At 59.2% G+C, this 14,084-nt stretch carries 15 protein-coding genes; 4 read left to right on the forward strand and 11 right to left on the reverse strand.

Features of this window, described 5'->3' with window-relative positions; translation table 11 throughout:
* Window positions 1-17: 17 nt before the first annotated feature.
* From OQ273_RS05365 to OQ273_RS05380, 4 genes are read right to left on the reverse strand one after another with little or no spacing between them, the layout of a single operon-like run.
* The gene (locus OQ273_RS05365) at window positions 18-752 is read right to left on the reverse strand and encodes an ABC transporter ATP-binding protein (RefSeq protein WP_267989443.1); all 735 of its coding nucleotides are present in this window, start codon (window positions 750-752) and stop codon (window positions 18-20) included.
* Window positions 749-1,582: an ABC transporter ATP-binding protein gene (locus tag OQ273_RS05370; protein WP_267989444.1), complete on the reverse strand. Its 834-nt coding sequence runs from the start codon at window positions 1,580-1,582 to the stop codon at window positions 749-751. Before OQ273_RS05370 ends, OQ273_RS05365 begins: the two co-directional genes overlap by 4 nt.
* Window positions 1,579-2,484, reverse strand: a complete 906-nt coding sequence (locus OQ273_RS05375; protein WP_267989445.1) for an ABC transporter permease — start codon at window positions 2,482-2,484, stop codon at window positions 1,579-1,581. Before OQ273_RS05375 ends, OQ273_RS05370 begins: the two co-directional genes overlap by 4 nt.
* The gene (locus OQ273_RS05380) at window positions 2,481-3,455 is read right to left on the reverse strand and encodes an ABC transporter permease (RefSeq protein ID WP_267989446.1); all 975 of its coding nucleotides are present in this window, start codon (window positions 3,453-3,455) and stop codon (window positions 2,481-2,483) included. The genes OQ273_RS05375 and OQ273_RS05380 overlap by 4 nt, the downstream gene beginning before the upstream one ends.
* A gap of 211 nt (window positions 3,456-3,666) precedes the next feature.
* On the opposite strand from OQ273_RS05380, the gene OQ273_RS05385 reads away from it, so the two are divergent.
* The gene (locus tag OQ273_RS05385; RefSeq protein WP_267993030.1) at window positions 3,667-4,239 is read left to right on the forward strand and encodes a helix-turn-helix domain-containing protein; all 573 of its coding nucleotides are present in this window, start codon (window positions 3,667-3,669) and stop codon (window positions 4,237-4,239) included.
* Window positions 4,240-4,277: 38 nt separating this feature from the next.
* Complete coding sequence (locus OQ273_RS05390; protein WP_267989447.1) at window positions 4,278-5,867, forward strand: ABC transporter substrate-binding protein; 1,590 nt, start codon at window positions 4,278-4,280, stop codon at window positions 5,865-5,867.
* A gap of 49 nt (window positions 5,868-5,916) precedes the next feature.
* Here the strand turns inward: OQ273_RS05390 and OQ273_RS05395 are convergent, their stop codons facing one another.
* On the reverse strand, window positions 5,917-6,594 hold the full coding sequence (locus OQ273_RS05395; RefSeq protein ID WP_267989448.1) for a 3-oxoacid CoA-transferase subunit B: 678 nt from the start codon (window positions 6,592-6,594) through the stop codon (window positions 5,917-5,919).
* On the reverse strand, window positions 6,591-7,298 hold the full coding sequence (locus tag OQ273_RS05400) for a 3-oxoacid CoA-transferase subunit A (RefSeq protein ID WP_267989449.1): 708 nt from the start codon (window positions 7,296-7,298) through the stop codon (window positions 6,591-6,593). The genes OQ273_RS05395 and OQ273_RS05400 overlap by 4 nt, the downstream gene beginning before the upstream one ends.
* 129 nt (window positions 7,299-7,427) lie before the next feature.
* Here OQ273_RS05400 and OQ273_RS05405 point away from each other — a divergent pair, with 129 nt between their 5' ends.
* Both OQ273_RS05405 and OQ273_RS05410 read left to right on the forward strand, forming a co-directional pair.
* Window positions 7,428-8,183 carry an IclR family transcriptional regulator domain-containing protein gene (locus OQ273_RS05405; RefSeq protein ID WP_267989450.1) on the forward strand — a complete coding sequence of 252 codons (756 nt, stop codon included), beginning with the start codon at window positions 7,428-7,430 and terminating at the stop codon, window positions 8,181-8,183.
* A gap of 177 nt (window positions 8,184-8,360) precedes the next feature.
* Window positions 8,361-8,891 carry a hypothetical protein gene (locus tag OQ273_RS05410; protein ID WP_267989451.1) on the forward strand — a complete coding sequence of 177 codons (531 nt, stop codon included), beginning with the start codon at window positions 8,361-8,363 and terminating at the stop codon, window positions 8,889-8,891.
* A 60-nt stretch (window positions 8,892-8,951) separates the two neighbouring features.
* Here the strand turns inward: OQ273_RS05410 and OQ273_RS05415 are convergent, their stop codons facing one another.
* From OQ273_RS05415 to OQ273_RS05435, 5 genes are read right to left on the reverse strand one after another with little or no spacing between them, the layout of a single operon-like run.
* Window positions 8,952-9,755, reverse strand: a complete 804-nt coding sequence (locus OQ273_RS05415) for an ATP-binding cassette domain-containing protein (RefSeq protein WP_267989452.1) — start codon at window positions 9,753-9,755, stop codon at window positions 8,952-8,954.
* On the reverse strand, window positions 9,748-10,620 hold the full coding sequence (locus OQ273_RS05420; protein WP_267989453.1) for an ABC transporter ATP-binding protein: 873 nt from the start codon (window positions 10,618-10,620) through the stop codon (window positions 9,748-9,750). The genes OQ273_RS05415 and OQ273_RS05420 overlap by 8 nt, the downstream gene beginning before the upstream one ends.
* Window positions 10,617-11,468 carry an ABC transporter permease gene (locus OQ273_RS05425; protein ID WP_267989454.1) on the reverse strand — a complete coding sequence of 284 codons (852 nt, stop codon included), beginning with the start codon at window positions 11,466-11,468 and terminating at the stop codon, window positions 10,617-10,619. Before OQ273_RS05425 ends, OQ273_RS05420 begins: the two co-directional genes overlap by 4 nt.
* Complete coding sequence (locus tag OQ273_RS05430) at window positions 11,461-12,471, reverse strand: ABC transporter permease (RefSeq protein ID WP_425493341.1); 1,011 nt, start codon at window positions 12,469-12,471, stop codon at window positions 11,461-11,463. Before OQ273_RS05430 ends, OQ273_RS05425 begins: the two co-directional genes overlap by 8 nt.
* A gap of 53 nt (window positions 12,472-12,524) precedes the next feature.
* A complete protein-coding gene (locus tag OQ273_RS05435; protein ID WP_267989455.1) occupies window positions 12,525-14,054 on the reverse strand; it encodes an ABC transporter substrate-binding protein in 1,530 nt (509 codons plus the stop codon).
* Window positions 14,055-14,084 lie beyond the last annotated feature (30 nt).

Here is a 14,084-nt window from a genome sequence, read left to right on the forward strand (position 1 = left end):
GGATTTGAACCCGGCAGCTACGCGCCGCCGCTGGCGGCGTATAGGTGGCGGGTGTAGTCATCGGTAAAATCGCCCGTGTGCAGAGTGCTTGCCGGTGCGATCTCGACGATGCGGCCCTTGTTCATCACTGCCATGCGGTCGCACATGAAGCTGACGACGGGCAGGTTGTGCGTTACCAGCAGATAGGTCAGCCCCTGATCCCTGCGCAGCCGTTTCAGCAGGTTAAGGATTTCAGCCTGCACGGACACATCAAGCGCGCTGGTCGGTTCGTCAAGAAGCAGGACCTTCGGTTCCAGTGTGAGGGCGCGGGCGATGGCGACACGCTGACGTTGACCGCCGGAGAGCTGGTGCGGAAACCGGTAGCGGAAGCGCTGATCCAGCCCGACAAGCGAAAGGACTTCGCCGACACGCGCGTCGCGGCCCGAAAGGCCGTGAACCGCCAGCGGTTCGGACAGAACCGTGTCTACCGTCTTGCGCGGGTGAAGCGAGCCATAGGGATCCTGAAAGACCATTTGGCAGGTGCGGGAAAAGCTCCTGTCGGTGCCGTGGCCGCGATCCTTGCCGAATACTCGGATTTCGCCGGTCCAGTCCGGAGCAAGTCCGACAATGGATTTAAGCACCGTCGATTTGCCCGAGCCGCTTTCGCCGACCAGTGCAAAGCTCTCGCCTTCGGCAACTTCGAGATCGACCCCATAGACGACCTGTCTCGGCCCGTAGGAGATATCGAGGTTTTTCAGGGAGATCGCGCTCATGTGCCGCCCCAGGCCGTGCGGTCGAGGATCGGCAGTTCATCACGGGTTTCGTGCATTTGCGGAATGGCTGCCAGCAGGCCTTTCGTATAGGGATGCGAGGCATTTTTTAGATCGCGAGCAGTGCAGCTTTCAACGATCTTTCCGGAGTTCATCACAACGATCCGGTCGCAGTAGCGGCTGACGAGATTAAGGTCATGGCTGATCAGGATGAGCCCCATACCACGACCCGTCACCAGTTCGTCTATGAGATCGAGGACCTGACCCTGGACGCTGACATCGAGTGCGGACGTCGGCTCGTCGGCGATCAACAGGTCGGGCTTGGGGATCAGCATCATGGCGATCATGACCCGCTGGCCCATCCCGCCGGAAACCTCGTGGGGGTAAAGGCCGATGACATGGGCGGGATCGTCGATACGCACCGCATGCAGCATTTCGACGGCTCTTTCACGCGCCCTGGCGCGCGAGATCTTGCCATGCGCGCGCAGCGCTTCGGTGATTTGCGCGCCGATCGTCATGACCGGATTGAGCGAGAATTTCGGATCCTGCATCACCATGGATATGCGCGCGCCGCGCAAATCGCGCATTTGCCGTTCGGTCCGGGTGGTCAGATCGATCCCGTCGAAGGTCATTTTGTCGGCAGAAACCTTGCCTGGCGGGCGTATGAGTTTGAGGATCGCCCGACCGGTCATGGATTTGCCCGAGCCGCTTTCGCCGACAATGCCCAACCGTTCACGCCCTAGCGTGAAGGACACACCATCGACCACCCGGGCCGGGCCCTTGGACGTCGGAAAAGTCACACTCAGATTCTCGATATCAAGGAGAGCGCTCACGACTTGTCCGCCTGTTTTGGGTCAAGTACGTCGCGCAGCCCGTCGCCCAGGAAACAGAAGCCGAGCGAGACGAGGATGATGGCAAAGCCGGGCATGGTGGCTACCCACCACTGATCAAGAATGAAGGTGCGCCCGCGCGAGATCATGGCGCCCCACTCTGGCAGAGGCGGCTGTGCGCCGAGGCCAAGAAAGCCAAGTCCGGCTGCGGTCAGGATGATCCCGGCCATATCGAGCGTGACACGAATGATCATCGAGGAGGTGCAAAGCGGCAGGACATGCAGCGTGATAATGCGGGCATTCGATGCGCCCACCAGTTTCATGGCCGAGATGAATTCCGAATTGCGGAAGGTCAGCGTTTCGGCCCGTGCAATGCGTGCATAGGCGGGCCATGCGGTGACGGCGATTGCCAGAATGGCGTTTTCAATGCCGGGGCCGAGTGCCGCGACAAAGGCGAGGGCGAGGATCAGTTTGGGCATCGACAGGAAAACATCCGTCACGCCCATGAGGATCTTGTCGATCCAGCCGCCGAAATAGCCGGATATGGCGCCGATTACGAGGCCGAGCGGCGCCGAGATAATGGCGACCAGCGCCACAATGAGGAGCGTGATGCGCGCGCCATAGACGACGCGCGAAAAAATATCGCGCCCGAGTTCATCGGTGCCCATCCAGTGCTCGGCGGATGGCGGAAGCAGGCGGCGGCCAAGGTCCTGTCCGAACGGGCTTTCGGGCGCTATGAACGGTGCGAACGCGGCCGTCAGCACCAGTGTCGAGATGATGAGGATGCCCAAGACGGCAAGGGGATTGCGCAACAGTGCAATAGTGACACGATAGGCGCGCCCGCTATTTGCCTGGAAGCGTGACGTCGGCGAATCTTCGTTGATCCATTCCCGGATGCTCATCATGCGCTCCTTGGATCCAGAATGCGGTAGAGCACATCGGAGATCTTGTTGATCACGATGAAGACGCTGCCGATCACCAGCGTCGCGCCAAGGACTGCGTTCATGTCGGCGTTAAGCAGCGCGGTTGTCAGATAGTTGCCGATGCCCGGCCATGAGAAGACAGTCTCGATCATCACCGAACCTTCCAGAAGGCCGGCATAGGAGAGGCCGATCACCGTGATCAACGGAACACGGATTGCGCCGAAGGCATGCACCCATATCACCCGGAACTCCGACAGGCCCTTGACCCGTGCGGTGGTGATGTATTCCTGGCCCAGCTGGTCGAGCATGAAAGAGCGCGTCATGCGCGCGATATAGGCAAGGCTGAAGAAGCCAAGGATCGTGGCCGGTAAAACGAGATGGCTCAGAGCATTGAAAAAAACATCCGTATCGCCGGCAATCAGACTGTCGATCAGAAGCAGTCCGGTCACCGGTTCGACGAGGCCGTCATAGAAAACGTCGATGCGGCCGGGGCCGGCAACCCAGCCAAGGCCGGCGTAAAAGACGGCCAATCCCACCAGCCCCAGCCAGAAAGCCGGTACGGAGTAGCCCAACAGGGCCAGGACGCGGATAATCTGATCGATCCACGATCCCTGATGGGCAGCTGCCCAAACGCCCATCGGAACGCCGAGTGTCACACCGATGATAATGCCGATGGTTGCCATTTCAAGTGTTGCCGGGAAGACGCGGATCAGGTCTTCGGCGACAAGCTTGTTGGTCGAGATGGAACGACCGAAATCGCCGCGAAGGGCATCCCAGACATAATCGGCGAACTGGACGATCAGCGGCCGGTCGAGCCCCATCGCGAGCTTTGCGGCATCGTATTGTTCCTGCGTCGCCCGGTCGCCGACGACGGAAAGAACGGGATCGATCGGCACGACGCGCCCGATAAAGAAAGTAATGGCCAAAAGGCCAAGGAATGTCAGCGACACCATAATGATGAAGCTGCCTACAGCGCCGAGGTTGCTTCGGATGTTGCGCGCGACCGCTGAAATGGAATGTCCTTTCCGGGCCTCGGCCCTGCCTTAAGCATAATGAATTCACTGATAAATATTTTTCTTGGTCAAGGCAAAAGTTTTTGATTTAATAAAAAAAATTTTTATGGGAGATGTCATGTCGCAAGCCGCTCTTACGAGTGAACCCAAAATGGGCCATCTGATTCGCAAATGCAGGAAACAGAGCGGCATGACACTGCAGGCCCTCGGAGACAAAGCCGGCGTTTCCGTCGGCTATCTGTCACTTGTTGAACGGGACCATGCGACCCCGTCGCTTGCGACACTGGCGCAGATAGCCCGGGCGCTGGATGTCGGACTTGAGTATTTTGTCTCGACACCCAAGCCGGTGGACTCGCTGACCCGTGCGGATCGGCGTCCCAGGTTTTCAATTTCCGAAACAGGTGTCAGCTATGAGACGCTCGGCACCAAGTTTCCGGGTGCGGAATTGTCGTCCTACATCATTCACACGCCACCCGGTTACGTCTCGGAAGTCTCTCAGCACGAGGGCGAGGAGTTCATCTACATCCTGGAAGGTGAGATCGAACAGACGGTGGGCGAAGAGACATTTGTCATGCACCAGGGCGACAGTCTTCATTTTCGCGGCTCCGTGCCGCATTCCTGGAAGAACGCCACAGACAAGCCGGCCCGTATCCTCTGGACCGGTGCGCTTACCGTTCTGCAGAACACCGGTGCGCGCCGGCCGCCCAATCTGCCGCCGGCTTAATACAAGAACCATAATGATCAACAGGTAGGAGAAACCCCATGTTACTACTGCGAAGAACCCTGTTAGCCGCCGCTGTCGCGCTGCCATTGGCGGCGCCGGCCGTGACATTCGCCGACACGCCTCCCGGCGTGCTGGTCGTTGCCCAGAACATCGACGACATCGTCGCCATCGATCCGGCGCAAGCCTACGAGTTTACCAGCGGCGAGCTGGTGACGAATATTTATGACCGCCTTGTGCAGTATGATGCCGAAGACACCACGGTTCTGGCTCCCGGGCTGGCCGAGTCCTGGGAAGTGGATGCCGACAACAAGACCATTACCTTCAAGCTGCGGGACGGTGCCAAGTTTCACTCGGGCAATCCGGTACGCGGCGAGGATGTGGCTTATTCCTTTGCCCGCGTCGTCAAGCTCAACCTGACACCGGCCTTTATCCTGACCCAGCTCGGCTGGACACCGGAAAATGTCGAGGACATGGTCACTGCCGACGGCAATGTCGTAACGGTCAAATATGACGGCGATTTTTCGCCGGCCTTCGTCATGAACGTTCTTGCCGCCCGGCCGGCTTCTGTCGTCGACATGAAGACGGTTATGGAGCATGAGGTCGACGGCGATATGGGCAATGCCTGGCTTAACGCCAACTCCGCCGGCACCGGACCGTTTTCGCTGCAGGCTTACCGCCCCGCAGAGCTGGTTCGCCTCAGCGCCAATGCCGATTACTTCAAGGGTGCACCGAAGGTTGATTCCGTTATCATCCGGCACGTTGCGGAAGCCGCGACCCAGCAATTGCTGCTGGAATCGGGCGATGTCGACATGGCCAAGAACCTGACACCCGACCAGATCAAGAGTTTGAGCGGCGACATCAAGGTCGAGGTCTTCCCGCAAGCAGCGGTGCATTTCCTGTCGTTCAACCAGAAAACCGACAGCCTGACACCGCCGGCCGTTTGGGAAGCAGCCCGCTACCTCGTCGACTACACGGGCATGACGGATACGATTATCGATGGGCAGATGGAAGTTCACCAAGCCTTCTGGCCGAAGGGCTTTCCGGGCTCCTATGACGATACGCCCTATAGCTACAATCCTGAAAAGGCGAAACAGATCCTTAGTGATGCGGGTATTGAGACGCCGATCAAGGTGACGCTCGATGTTATCAACGCGGCGCCGTTCACCGATATGGCGCAGTCGCTGCAGGCAAGTTTCGCGGATGCGGGTATCACATTCGACATTCTGCCCGGAACCGGGGCGCAGGTGATCACCAAATACCGTGATCGTACCCACGAAGCCATGCTCCTTTACTGGGGCCCCGACTTCATGGACCCGCATTCAAACGCCAAGGCGTTTGCCTATAACTCGGACAACTCCGACGGCAATTACACGGCCACCACCACGTGGCGGAATGCCTGGGCGGTTCCGGAGGAGCTGAATGTGATGACCAAGAAGGCTCTGACAGAGTCTGATCCTGAAGCACGGTTGAAGATCTACCGCGAACTGCAGGAAAAGGTTCAGAAAGACTCGCCCATCGTCATCATGTTCCAGGCGGCCTATCAGGTGGCCATGGACGAGAATGTCACCGGCTATGTAAACGGTGCGACATCCGATTTTGTCTTCTACCGCCTGGTGGAAAAGAACTAGGCCGGACAACAGTTACGATGGCCGCCGGCAATGCCGGCGGCCATTTTTCTCAAAGATCGGGCACCCGAAGCTCTTCGACCGGACCTTCCAGTACAAGCTCTGCCCCGGTCAATGCCTGCAGGTCTTCCATTGAAATGGCCGGCAGTTTTTCCCTCAGGACAAAGCGACTGTTCTCGATGTCGAGGACGGCGAGGCTTGTGTAGACGCGGGTCACACAGCCCACACCTGTCAGCGGGAATGTGCAGCGTTCCACCAGCTTGGGATCGCCATTCTTTGTCGTGTGATCGGTGATGACGGCGACACGTTTTGCTCCGTGAACCAGATCCATCGCGCCACCGACGGCCGGCACGCCTCTGCTGCCGATACGCCAATTGGCAAGGTCACCGTTCTGCGCGATCTGGTAGGCGCCCAGGATCGCAACATCGAGATGACCGCCGCGGACCATGGCAAAGCTGTCGGCGTGGTGGAAAAACGCGGCTCCCGGGTTCAATGTCACGGCCTTCTTGCCGGCATTGATCAGATCCCAGTCTTCCTCGCCTTCCGCGGGCGCCTCGCCAAAATCGAGGATGCCGTTTTCGGTGTGAAACACGGCCTGCCGTCCGGGTGGCTGATATTGGGCCACCATCTCCGGGAAGCCAATGCCGAGATTGACATAAGCGCCGTCTTCGATGTCTTGCGCGGCCCGCCAGGCGATCTGGGCGTTGGTGAGTTTGTTGTCACTGGTCATGGGAAGGTCGCTCCCGCGCGGATGAGGGCTTCTTCCTGTTGTGGATTGGTCACCTCAACGAGCCGGTCAACAAATATGCCTGGCGTAATGACGTGTTCGGGATCGATCCCGCCCGGTTCAACGATCGTGCTGGCCTGCACGACGGTCGTCTGCGCGGCAGCGCACATCAGCGGGCCGAAATTGCGCGCTGCCTTTCGGTAGGTGAGATTGCCGTGCGTGTCGCCGGTCTCGGCCTTGATGAGGGCGAAGTCGGCCTTCAGCCAGCGTTCGCGCACGTATGGCCGACCGTCGAATTCCTCGACCGGTTTACCCTCGGCCAGTTCGGTGCCGTAGGCAGTGGGCGTATAGAAGGCCGGAATGCCCGCGCCGCCGGCGCGGATGCGTTCGGCAAGTGTGCCCTGGGGGATGAGTTCCAGCTCGATATCGCCGGCAAGATAACTTTCTGTGAATGCCCGCGGGTCGGACGAGCGGGGAAATGAACACACCATCTTTCGCACCAGGCCTGCATCGATCAGTGCGGCAATGCCAATCCGGCCATTGCCGGCATTGTTGTTGATGATGGTCAGATCCCCGATGCGCCTTTCGGCGAGCGCATGGATGAGTTCGATCGGTGCTCCAGCGCCGCCAAACCCACCAATCATGATGGTCGCGCCATCACCGATATCGGATATCGCTGCGCTGAGACTGGCAATGGTTTTGTCCATGGCTCCCTCTGCTTTTTGCTGCAACCGCATGCTCTGCTGACACCGGGATAGGGAAATCCGGACTGGACGGCAATTCTTTTTGTGCGATATAGGTATTATGTTCGTATAACGCACAAAGCTGGCATCGCAATGATTCAACAACGCGACATCATGAGCGGCCTCGCCAAGGGGCTTGCAATCATCGAGACCTTCTCTGCCGAAAGGCCGCGGCAATCGATTTCCCAGGCTGCGGCGGCGAGCGGTCTTGATCGTGCGACAGCGCGCCGCTGCCTGCTGACGCTCGCCCACCATGGTTACGCGGATTATGACGGCAAGTTCTTCACATTGACGCCGCAGGTGCTGCGGCTCGGCACGGCCTGTCTTGCCACCATGCCTTTGCCGCAGGTTGTGCAGCCATTTCTCGACCGGCTGTCCGATGAGCTCGGAGAAAGCAGTTCCGTCTCCATTCTCGACGGGCCAGAGATCGTCTATGTCGCACGCGCGGCCGAACGGAAGGTCATGTCCATCGCGCTGATGCCGGGGTCGCGGCTGCCTGCGTTCTGCACATCGATGGGGCGTGTGCTGCTCGCTGCGCTGCCGGATGCCGAGGTTGAGAAGATCCTGGCGGCAACGCCGCTCACCGCACGCACGGGGCGAACGATCACTGACCCCAAGGCGTTGCATGCGGAGTTGGCGCGTGTGCGGGAAGACGGGTATTCGGTCATCGATCAGGAGGTGGAGATGGGGCTTTGTTCCATCGCCGTGCCTCTCCACAACAACCAAGGACAAGTTATCGCCGCCATGAATCTTGGCGTTCCCGCACTCCATGATGCCGGCAGCCTTGCCGAAAAATTCCTTCGCCCGATGCGGGCCGTTCAACGGGAGCTTTCCAGCCTTCTGCGCTAGTTCGACGTGGGAAGAACGTCGCTATCCACATGTCCGACCTCTGCTCCTATCGACTCTGCCCTATAGAACAGGCAGAAAGTGATGTAGTTTTGGTTGTAGGATGGTGGCCATGCCACCGCTGATATAGTGTGCATCGCTGCGATTTTTTTTAAGCAGCGCAGATAAACGGGGGTTGGCGTGAATATTTTAAAGATTGCTTGTGGTTTCGCTTTGATTGGGCTTGGCGGTTGCACTGCGACGATACCTAGTGACGCGGAAATAAAAGAAGCCAATCAGTTTCTGGCACAAAACGCCTGGGGTGGCGCGAATGCCGGAGCAAGACGGACGAGCAGCAATACGTCAAGCTCCAAAAAGATCGTTGTGCGCAATGAGAGCCATGAAGCCATAGCCGGTGTTCCCTTGCAGGTCGGGGTCCGGTGGGCGATACGCGATGACTGTTCGACGCGGACCTTCAATGTCCGTGTTATCCAGCAGCCCCGTTTTGGAGAGGCATATGTAAGGCCGGTGAACTTTACGGTGCCGACGACCGCCCTGAACAGGGGGCAGGAAGCAACCATGCGCCGCTGTGCCGGAACGCCGACGATCGGTCAGGCCATTTTCTATCGGGCGCCCGAGGGCAAGGGCAACTACATCGACAATTTCGCGATCGAAACCAGCACCGGGCTACGCTTCAACTACCGCATACGTGTGATCAAACCGGTTGGCTGATGACGCAGGCCGCAGATGCCTGGCACTGCGGCCATGAAAGGCACAGCTTGTGAGTATGTGTCAGGTCCAGGGCTGATCGGGGTCCGGCAACGGGATCGCCGACAAAAGCTCGCGCGTGTAATCGGCCTGGGGTGCCTCGAACACCGCGCTTGTTTCCGCGTTTTCGACGATTTCGCCGTGATGCATCACGATGATGCGGCTGCACAGACGCCTGATGACGGAGAGGTCGTGGCTGATAAAGGCGAGCGTCAGATCAAGCTCCTCGACAAGGTGCTCAAGCAGGTTCAGCACCTGTGCCTGGCTTGAAACGTCGAGGCCGGAAACAATTTCATCGGCCAGGATGAAATCCGGCCGCAGCGCTATGGCGCGGGCTATGCCGACACGCTGGCGTTGACCGCCTGACAGTTCATGCGGAAACCTGCTGCGGAAGCTCATGGGCAGACCGACATGGTCAAGCGCTTCATCCACCCGATTTCCGATCCCGTCCAGGCCCTGAAGCCGCAGGGGGCCAGCGATGATCCCGCCAACCGTACGGCGCGGATTGAGCGATGACATCGGGTCCTGGAAAATCATTTGGAAGTGCCGACGCATCGGTCGCAGCGCGTTCTCACCCAGATGGGTGATGTCCGTTCCATTGAACCGGATGGTGCCCGATTGCGGTTCGATGAGGCGAATGAGCGCCCGCCCGAGAGTTGATTTTCCCGATCCCGAGCCGCCGACAATTCCGAGAACCTCGCCCTTCGGAATATCGAAGCTGAGCCCTTTTAAAATGTTGATCGGCGGAGCCCGGCCAAGCAGCGGCTTGCGCGCCAGGTCGGGCAGAGAGAGATTCAGATCACGGATTTCGTAGAGTGCCTCAGTCACCGCGCCACTCCGCTTCAAAGGCTTCGACCTCTGCCTGCACGGTTTCGATGACGCTGTCGGGGACTGGCGTCAGGCTCGCCTCAGGATCGGTATATTTCGGTGTTGCTGCCAGCAATGCCCGTGAATAGGCGTGTTCCGGCGCCGAGAAAAAGCTGCGCACATCCGTATCCTCGACGATCATACCGGCATAGAGCACGGAAAGGCTCTGGCAGACCTTGGAGACGACGCCGAGGTCGTGGGTGACAAAGAAAAGCGCCGTTTTGTGCCGCGCCTGCATTTCCCCGATCAGGCGAAGGATCTGTTTTTGCACGGTCACATCCAACGCCGTCGTCGGCTCATCGGCGACAATCAGCCTCGGTTCGGCGGCAAATGCCGAGGCGATCAAGATGCGTTGCCGCATGCCGCCCGACAGTTCGTGCGGATAGCTGGTCATGACGCGTTCGGGATCGGGTATGTGGACCTCGTCCAGCAGTTCCATCGCCCGGGCTTCTGCATCCTTGCGCGACCAGCCGAGAATATCCACGAGGCGATCGGTTATCTGTCGGCCGACGCGGTGCGACGGATTGAGCGCCGTTAGCGGATCCTGCGGAATGAGCGCGGCCTTTGCGCCGATGCGGCGACGCCGCTGTGCCGGGGCGAGAGATAAAAGGTCTTCACCGTCGAGAAGGATTTCACCCTCAATCACGTGAACGGCGCGTGGCAGAATGCCGAGTATGGCCTTGCCGATCATGCTCTTTCCGGCGCCGCTCTCACCCACCAGTCCGCGCACTTCACCTTCGTTCACCTCCAGCGAAACCGACCGCAGGATGCGCGGGCCGCCGGTCAGGGCAACGGACAGATTGCGGATCGACAGAAACGCGCTCATCGCAGCACCGGATCGAAGCGGTCTTTCAACCCTTCGCCAAGCTGACTGAAACTGAGAACCGTCAAAAACAGTGTGACAAGCGGAAACACCAGAACCCACCAGGCCTGATGGATCGATATCCGTCCCTCGGCGATCATGCCGCCCCAGGTCGGTGAATCGGTCGATATGGACAGGTTGACGAAACTGAGGATCGCTTCGACGATCACTGCGATGCCCATCTCAAGCGTCAGCAGCGCCACCATGGTCGGCAGCACATTGGGCAGAATTTCGGCAAACATGGTGCCGACGCGTGTGCGGCCTGCGACCTGGGCCGAGGCGACATAATCCATGACGCCTTGAGACATCGCTTCCGCCCGCACCACACGGGCAAACCGAGTCCAGTCGATAACGACAACGGCGATGATGATGGATGTGAGACCGGTCCCCAGAACGGCAATCAACAGGATTGCGAAAAGCACCGGCGGGAAGGACATCCAGATGTCGACGAGGCGCGAGATGACGGCGTCGGGCCAGCCGCGGAAATAGCCGGCCACAAGGCCAAGCGTGGCGCCGATCAGGCATGTTGCCGTGCCGGCAATCAGCGCCACGGCCAGCGCCACGCGCGCGCCGTAAAGAATGCGCGACAGCACATCGCGCCCCAGACTGTCCGAGCCGAGCCAGTAGCCCGGTTCCGCGCCATCCATCCAGAAGGGCGGCAGCCTTGAGGTGAAAAGGTCCTGGGCCAGCGGATCCTGGGGGCTGATCCAGGGTGCAAACAGTGCGGCGAGAGCCAGCAAGCCAAGCCATCCGCCGGACAGCCACAGGCGCAATCCGGCCCGCCGTTTGACCTGTGCGCGTCCGTCAAGCATGGCGAAGCCTCGGGTTCAGCATGGCGTAGGTCAGGTCGACGGCAAGATTCACCGCGGTGAAGATCAGCGCAAAGACGATGACGATGCCCTGGATAAGCGGCAGGTCGCGATTGATGACCGCATCGATCGCCATGTTGCCGAGGCCTTCATAGGAAAACAGCCGTTCGATGATGACCGTGCCGCCGATCAGGAAGGTGAACTGGACGCCGACCAGCGTCAAGGTCGGCAAAATGGCATTCGGCAACGCTTCACGGGTGATGACGTGATTTTCACCGTAACCCTTGGTCCGTGACAGGGTCACATAATCAAGATGCATGGTTTCCTTGAGTGATTGCTTCAAAAGCTGGGCGATGATCGCGGCCAGCGGAATGGCAAGCGCCAATGCCGGCATGAACATGTGCGCTACAAGGTCGGCGAAGATTGTGAACTGCAGGCGGAGGATGCTTTCAAACAGATAGAAGTCGGTCGTGAATGGCAGATCGAGCGACGGCGATACGCGACCAGAAATATGAAAGACCGGCACCAGGACACCGAAGAGGAGGATGAGCAGCAGGCCCCAGAGAAAATCCGGTATGGACAATGCCATGCCGTTCGTCACATCGATTGTCGCCTCGGTCTTTGTGCCCCGGAACCGCGTGCCGGTGAGGGCGAGGGTGCCGCCGATCAGCACCGCGATCGCCAGCGCCATGATCGAGAGTTCCAGCGTTGCCGGCAGGCGTCCGAGGACGAGTTCAATGACTGGCTGGTGCAGCGATATTGATGTTCCGAAATCACCCTGGAGGACACCTTGCAGCCAGATGAAAAACTGCTCGATTATGGGCTTGTCGAGACCATAGAACGCCTCAAGGCGAGCGATATCGGCGTCCGTCGCACCGGGCGGCAGCATCATGGCAATCGGATTGCCGGGCACCACACGGATAACGAAGAACACGATAATCGCGACGCCGAGCAGGGTAATGAGCGTGCTCAGGAGCCGAAGAAAGACAGTGCGTAGGAGCAGCATTGAAAGTCTCTGGAAGGGTGGGGCCGCCGCGCCGGCGGCGACCCCGGATGGTCTTACGAGCGTGTCATGAGATGCGGCAGCAGGGCACCCGAAGCATGCGGCGTGACCTTGACCCCATCGACATGCAGGATCGGCTGCACATACTGGATCAGCGGAATGACCAGTGCATTTTCGGCGATGTGCCGATCGACATCTTTCCAGCCCGCGATACGCTTGTCCTCATCCTGCTCGCCCCAGAGCGGCAAGATCATTTCAAGCAGTTCCTGACCGTCCCAGACCGAGTGCGGCGATGGGCCGAACATGGCAAAGCCGGTTGATGTTGTCGGATCGCCTACGGCATTGCCCCAGTTGTAGAAGGCAGCGGGCGCGAGTTGGTCAGCCGCGCGCAGTTCGAAGTGTTTCGCCACTTCATAGACCTCGATTTCTGCCTCGATCCCGACACGCCGCCAAAGGCCGACAATCGCCTGGATGATCTCGTAATCCTTGGGCTTGAAACCACGGGTGGTCTGGATCTTGAAGCGGACGGGATTGTCCGTCGAGTAGCCGGAGGCCGCCAGCAGCTCCTTGGCTTTTTCCGGATCGTAGCCGACCGTGATCGAAGGATCGTAAGCCACGTAATCCGGCGTCTGCAGCGTATCGATGGGTACGCCGTAGCCGGACAACAGACGGTCGACGATGGTTTTCTTGTCGATCGCCAGAGCAGCGGCCTTGCGCACGTTGGGGTCGTTCATGACGTCAACGTCGTTGATGAAGATCATGCCGATATCCGAGATCGGCGCATCCGTTCCGGAAATGCCGCCCGATCCTTTCAGGCGGTCATATTCCTCATAGGGCATTTCCAGCGTGACATGGGCGTTACCGGATTCGATTTCGGCAACGCGTGCTGCCGCATCGGTGACGAATTTGATCGTCACTGTCTCGAATTCAGGCTTTCCGCCCCAGTAGTCGGGATTTGCCTTCAGGCGCACAAACGCGTTGCGCTCGAACCGGTCGACCATGTAGGGGCCGCTGCCCACCGGCTTGGCCTCGAAGCCTTCCGGCCCCACTTTTTCATAGTAGGCTTTCGGCAAGACGTAGCCGGTCAGGAATGACATCCATTTGAAGATGGTCGGCTCGTATTCCTTCACGTCGGCGGTGATGCGGTTGCCGTCAATAGCGAAATTGCCGACCTTTCCCCAGATAAACTGGATCGGATTACCCGTTTCGGGATTGCCGGCACGCTCGAGCGACCAGACGACATCTTCGGGCGTCAGCGGTGAACCGTCATGCCATTTCACGCCTTCACGCACTGTCATAAAAATCTGCGAGCGGTCGTCGTTCCAACCCCATTCGGTGATGATGCCGGGAGCGAATGTCAGATCGGGATTCTGGTGGATGAACATATCGAAGACTGACTGGTAGATGCCCTGGATCGTCGGATTGACTGCCGAGGGGCCGACCGTCGGATCCCAGCTCGGCAGGTTCACATTGTAGGCAATGACCAGTTCGTCGATTTGCTGAGCCAGCGCTGGCGTTGTAAATGCCGTGATGGCGACGCTGGCAGCAGAAAGCTGCAGCATGCTGCGGCGACTGAGTTTTGTCATGGTTTGAACTCCCTCTTTTATCCTTGGTAT

The sequence above is a fragment of the Hoeflea prorocentri genome (assembly GCF_027944115.1).
Taxonomy (GTDB): domain Bacteria; phylum Pseudomonadota; class Alphaproteobacteria; order Rhizobiales; family Rhizobiaceae; genus Hoeflea_A; species Hoeflea_A prorocentri.

Coding starts and splice junctions, on each gene's coding strand:
- OQ273_RS05420 (WP_267989453.1), bottom strand. CDS start 10,620: ATGAGCGCGTTTCTGTCGATCCGCAATCTGTCCGTTGCCCTGACCGGC.
- OQ273_RS05365 (WP_267989443.1), bottom strand. CDS start 752: ATGAGCGCGATCTCCCTGAAAAACCTCGATATCTCCTACGGGCCGAGA.
- OQ273_RS05400 (WP_267989449.1), bottom strand. CDS start 7,298: ATGGACAAAACCATTGCCAGTCTCAGCGCAGCGATATCCGATATCGGT.
- OQ273_RS05380 (WP_267989446.1), bottom strand. CDS start 3,455: ATGGTGTCGCTGACATTCCTTGGCCTTTTGGCCATTACTTTCTTTATC.
- OQ273_RS05435 (WP_267989455.1), bottom strand. CDS start 14,054: ATGACAAAACTCAGTCGCCGCAGCATGCTGCAGCTTTCTGCTGCCAGC.
- OQ273_RS05425 (WP_267989454.1), bottom strand. CDS start 11,468: ATGCTTGACGGACGCGCACAGGTCAAACGGCGGGCCGGATTGCGCCTG.
- OQ273_RS05390 (WP_267989447.1), top strand. CDS start 4,278: ATGTTACTACTGCGAAGAACCCTGTTAGCCGCCGCTGTCGCGCTGCCA.
- OQ273_RS05385 (WP_267993030.1), top strand. CDS start 3,667: ATGGGCCATCTGATTCGCAAATGCAGGAAACAGAGCGGCATGACACTG.
- OQ273_RS05375 (WP_267989445.1), bottom strand. CDS start 2,484: ATGATGAGCATCCGGGAATGGATCAACGAAGATTCGCCGACGTCACGC.
- OQ273_RS05405 (WP_267989450.1), top strand. CDS start 7,428: ATGATTCAACAACGCGACATCATGAGCGGCCTCGCCAAGGGGCTTGCA.
- OQ273_RS05395 (WP_267989448.1), bottom strand. CDS start 6,594: ATGACCAGTGACAACAAACTCACCAACGCCCAGATCGCCTGGCGGGCC.
- OQ273_RS05430 (WP_425493341.1), bottom strand. CDS start 12,471: ATGCTGCTCCTACGCACTGTCTTTCTTCGGCTCCTGAGCACGCTCATT.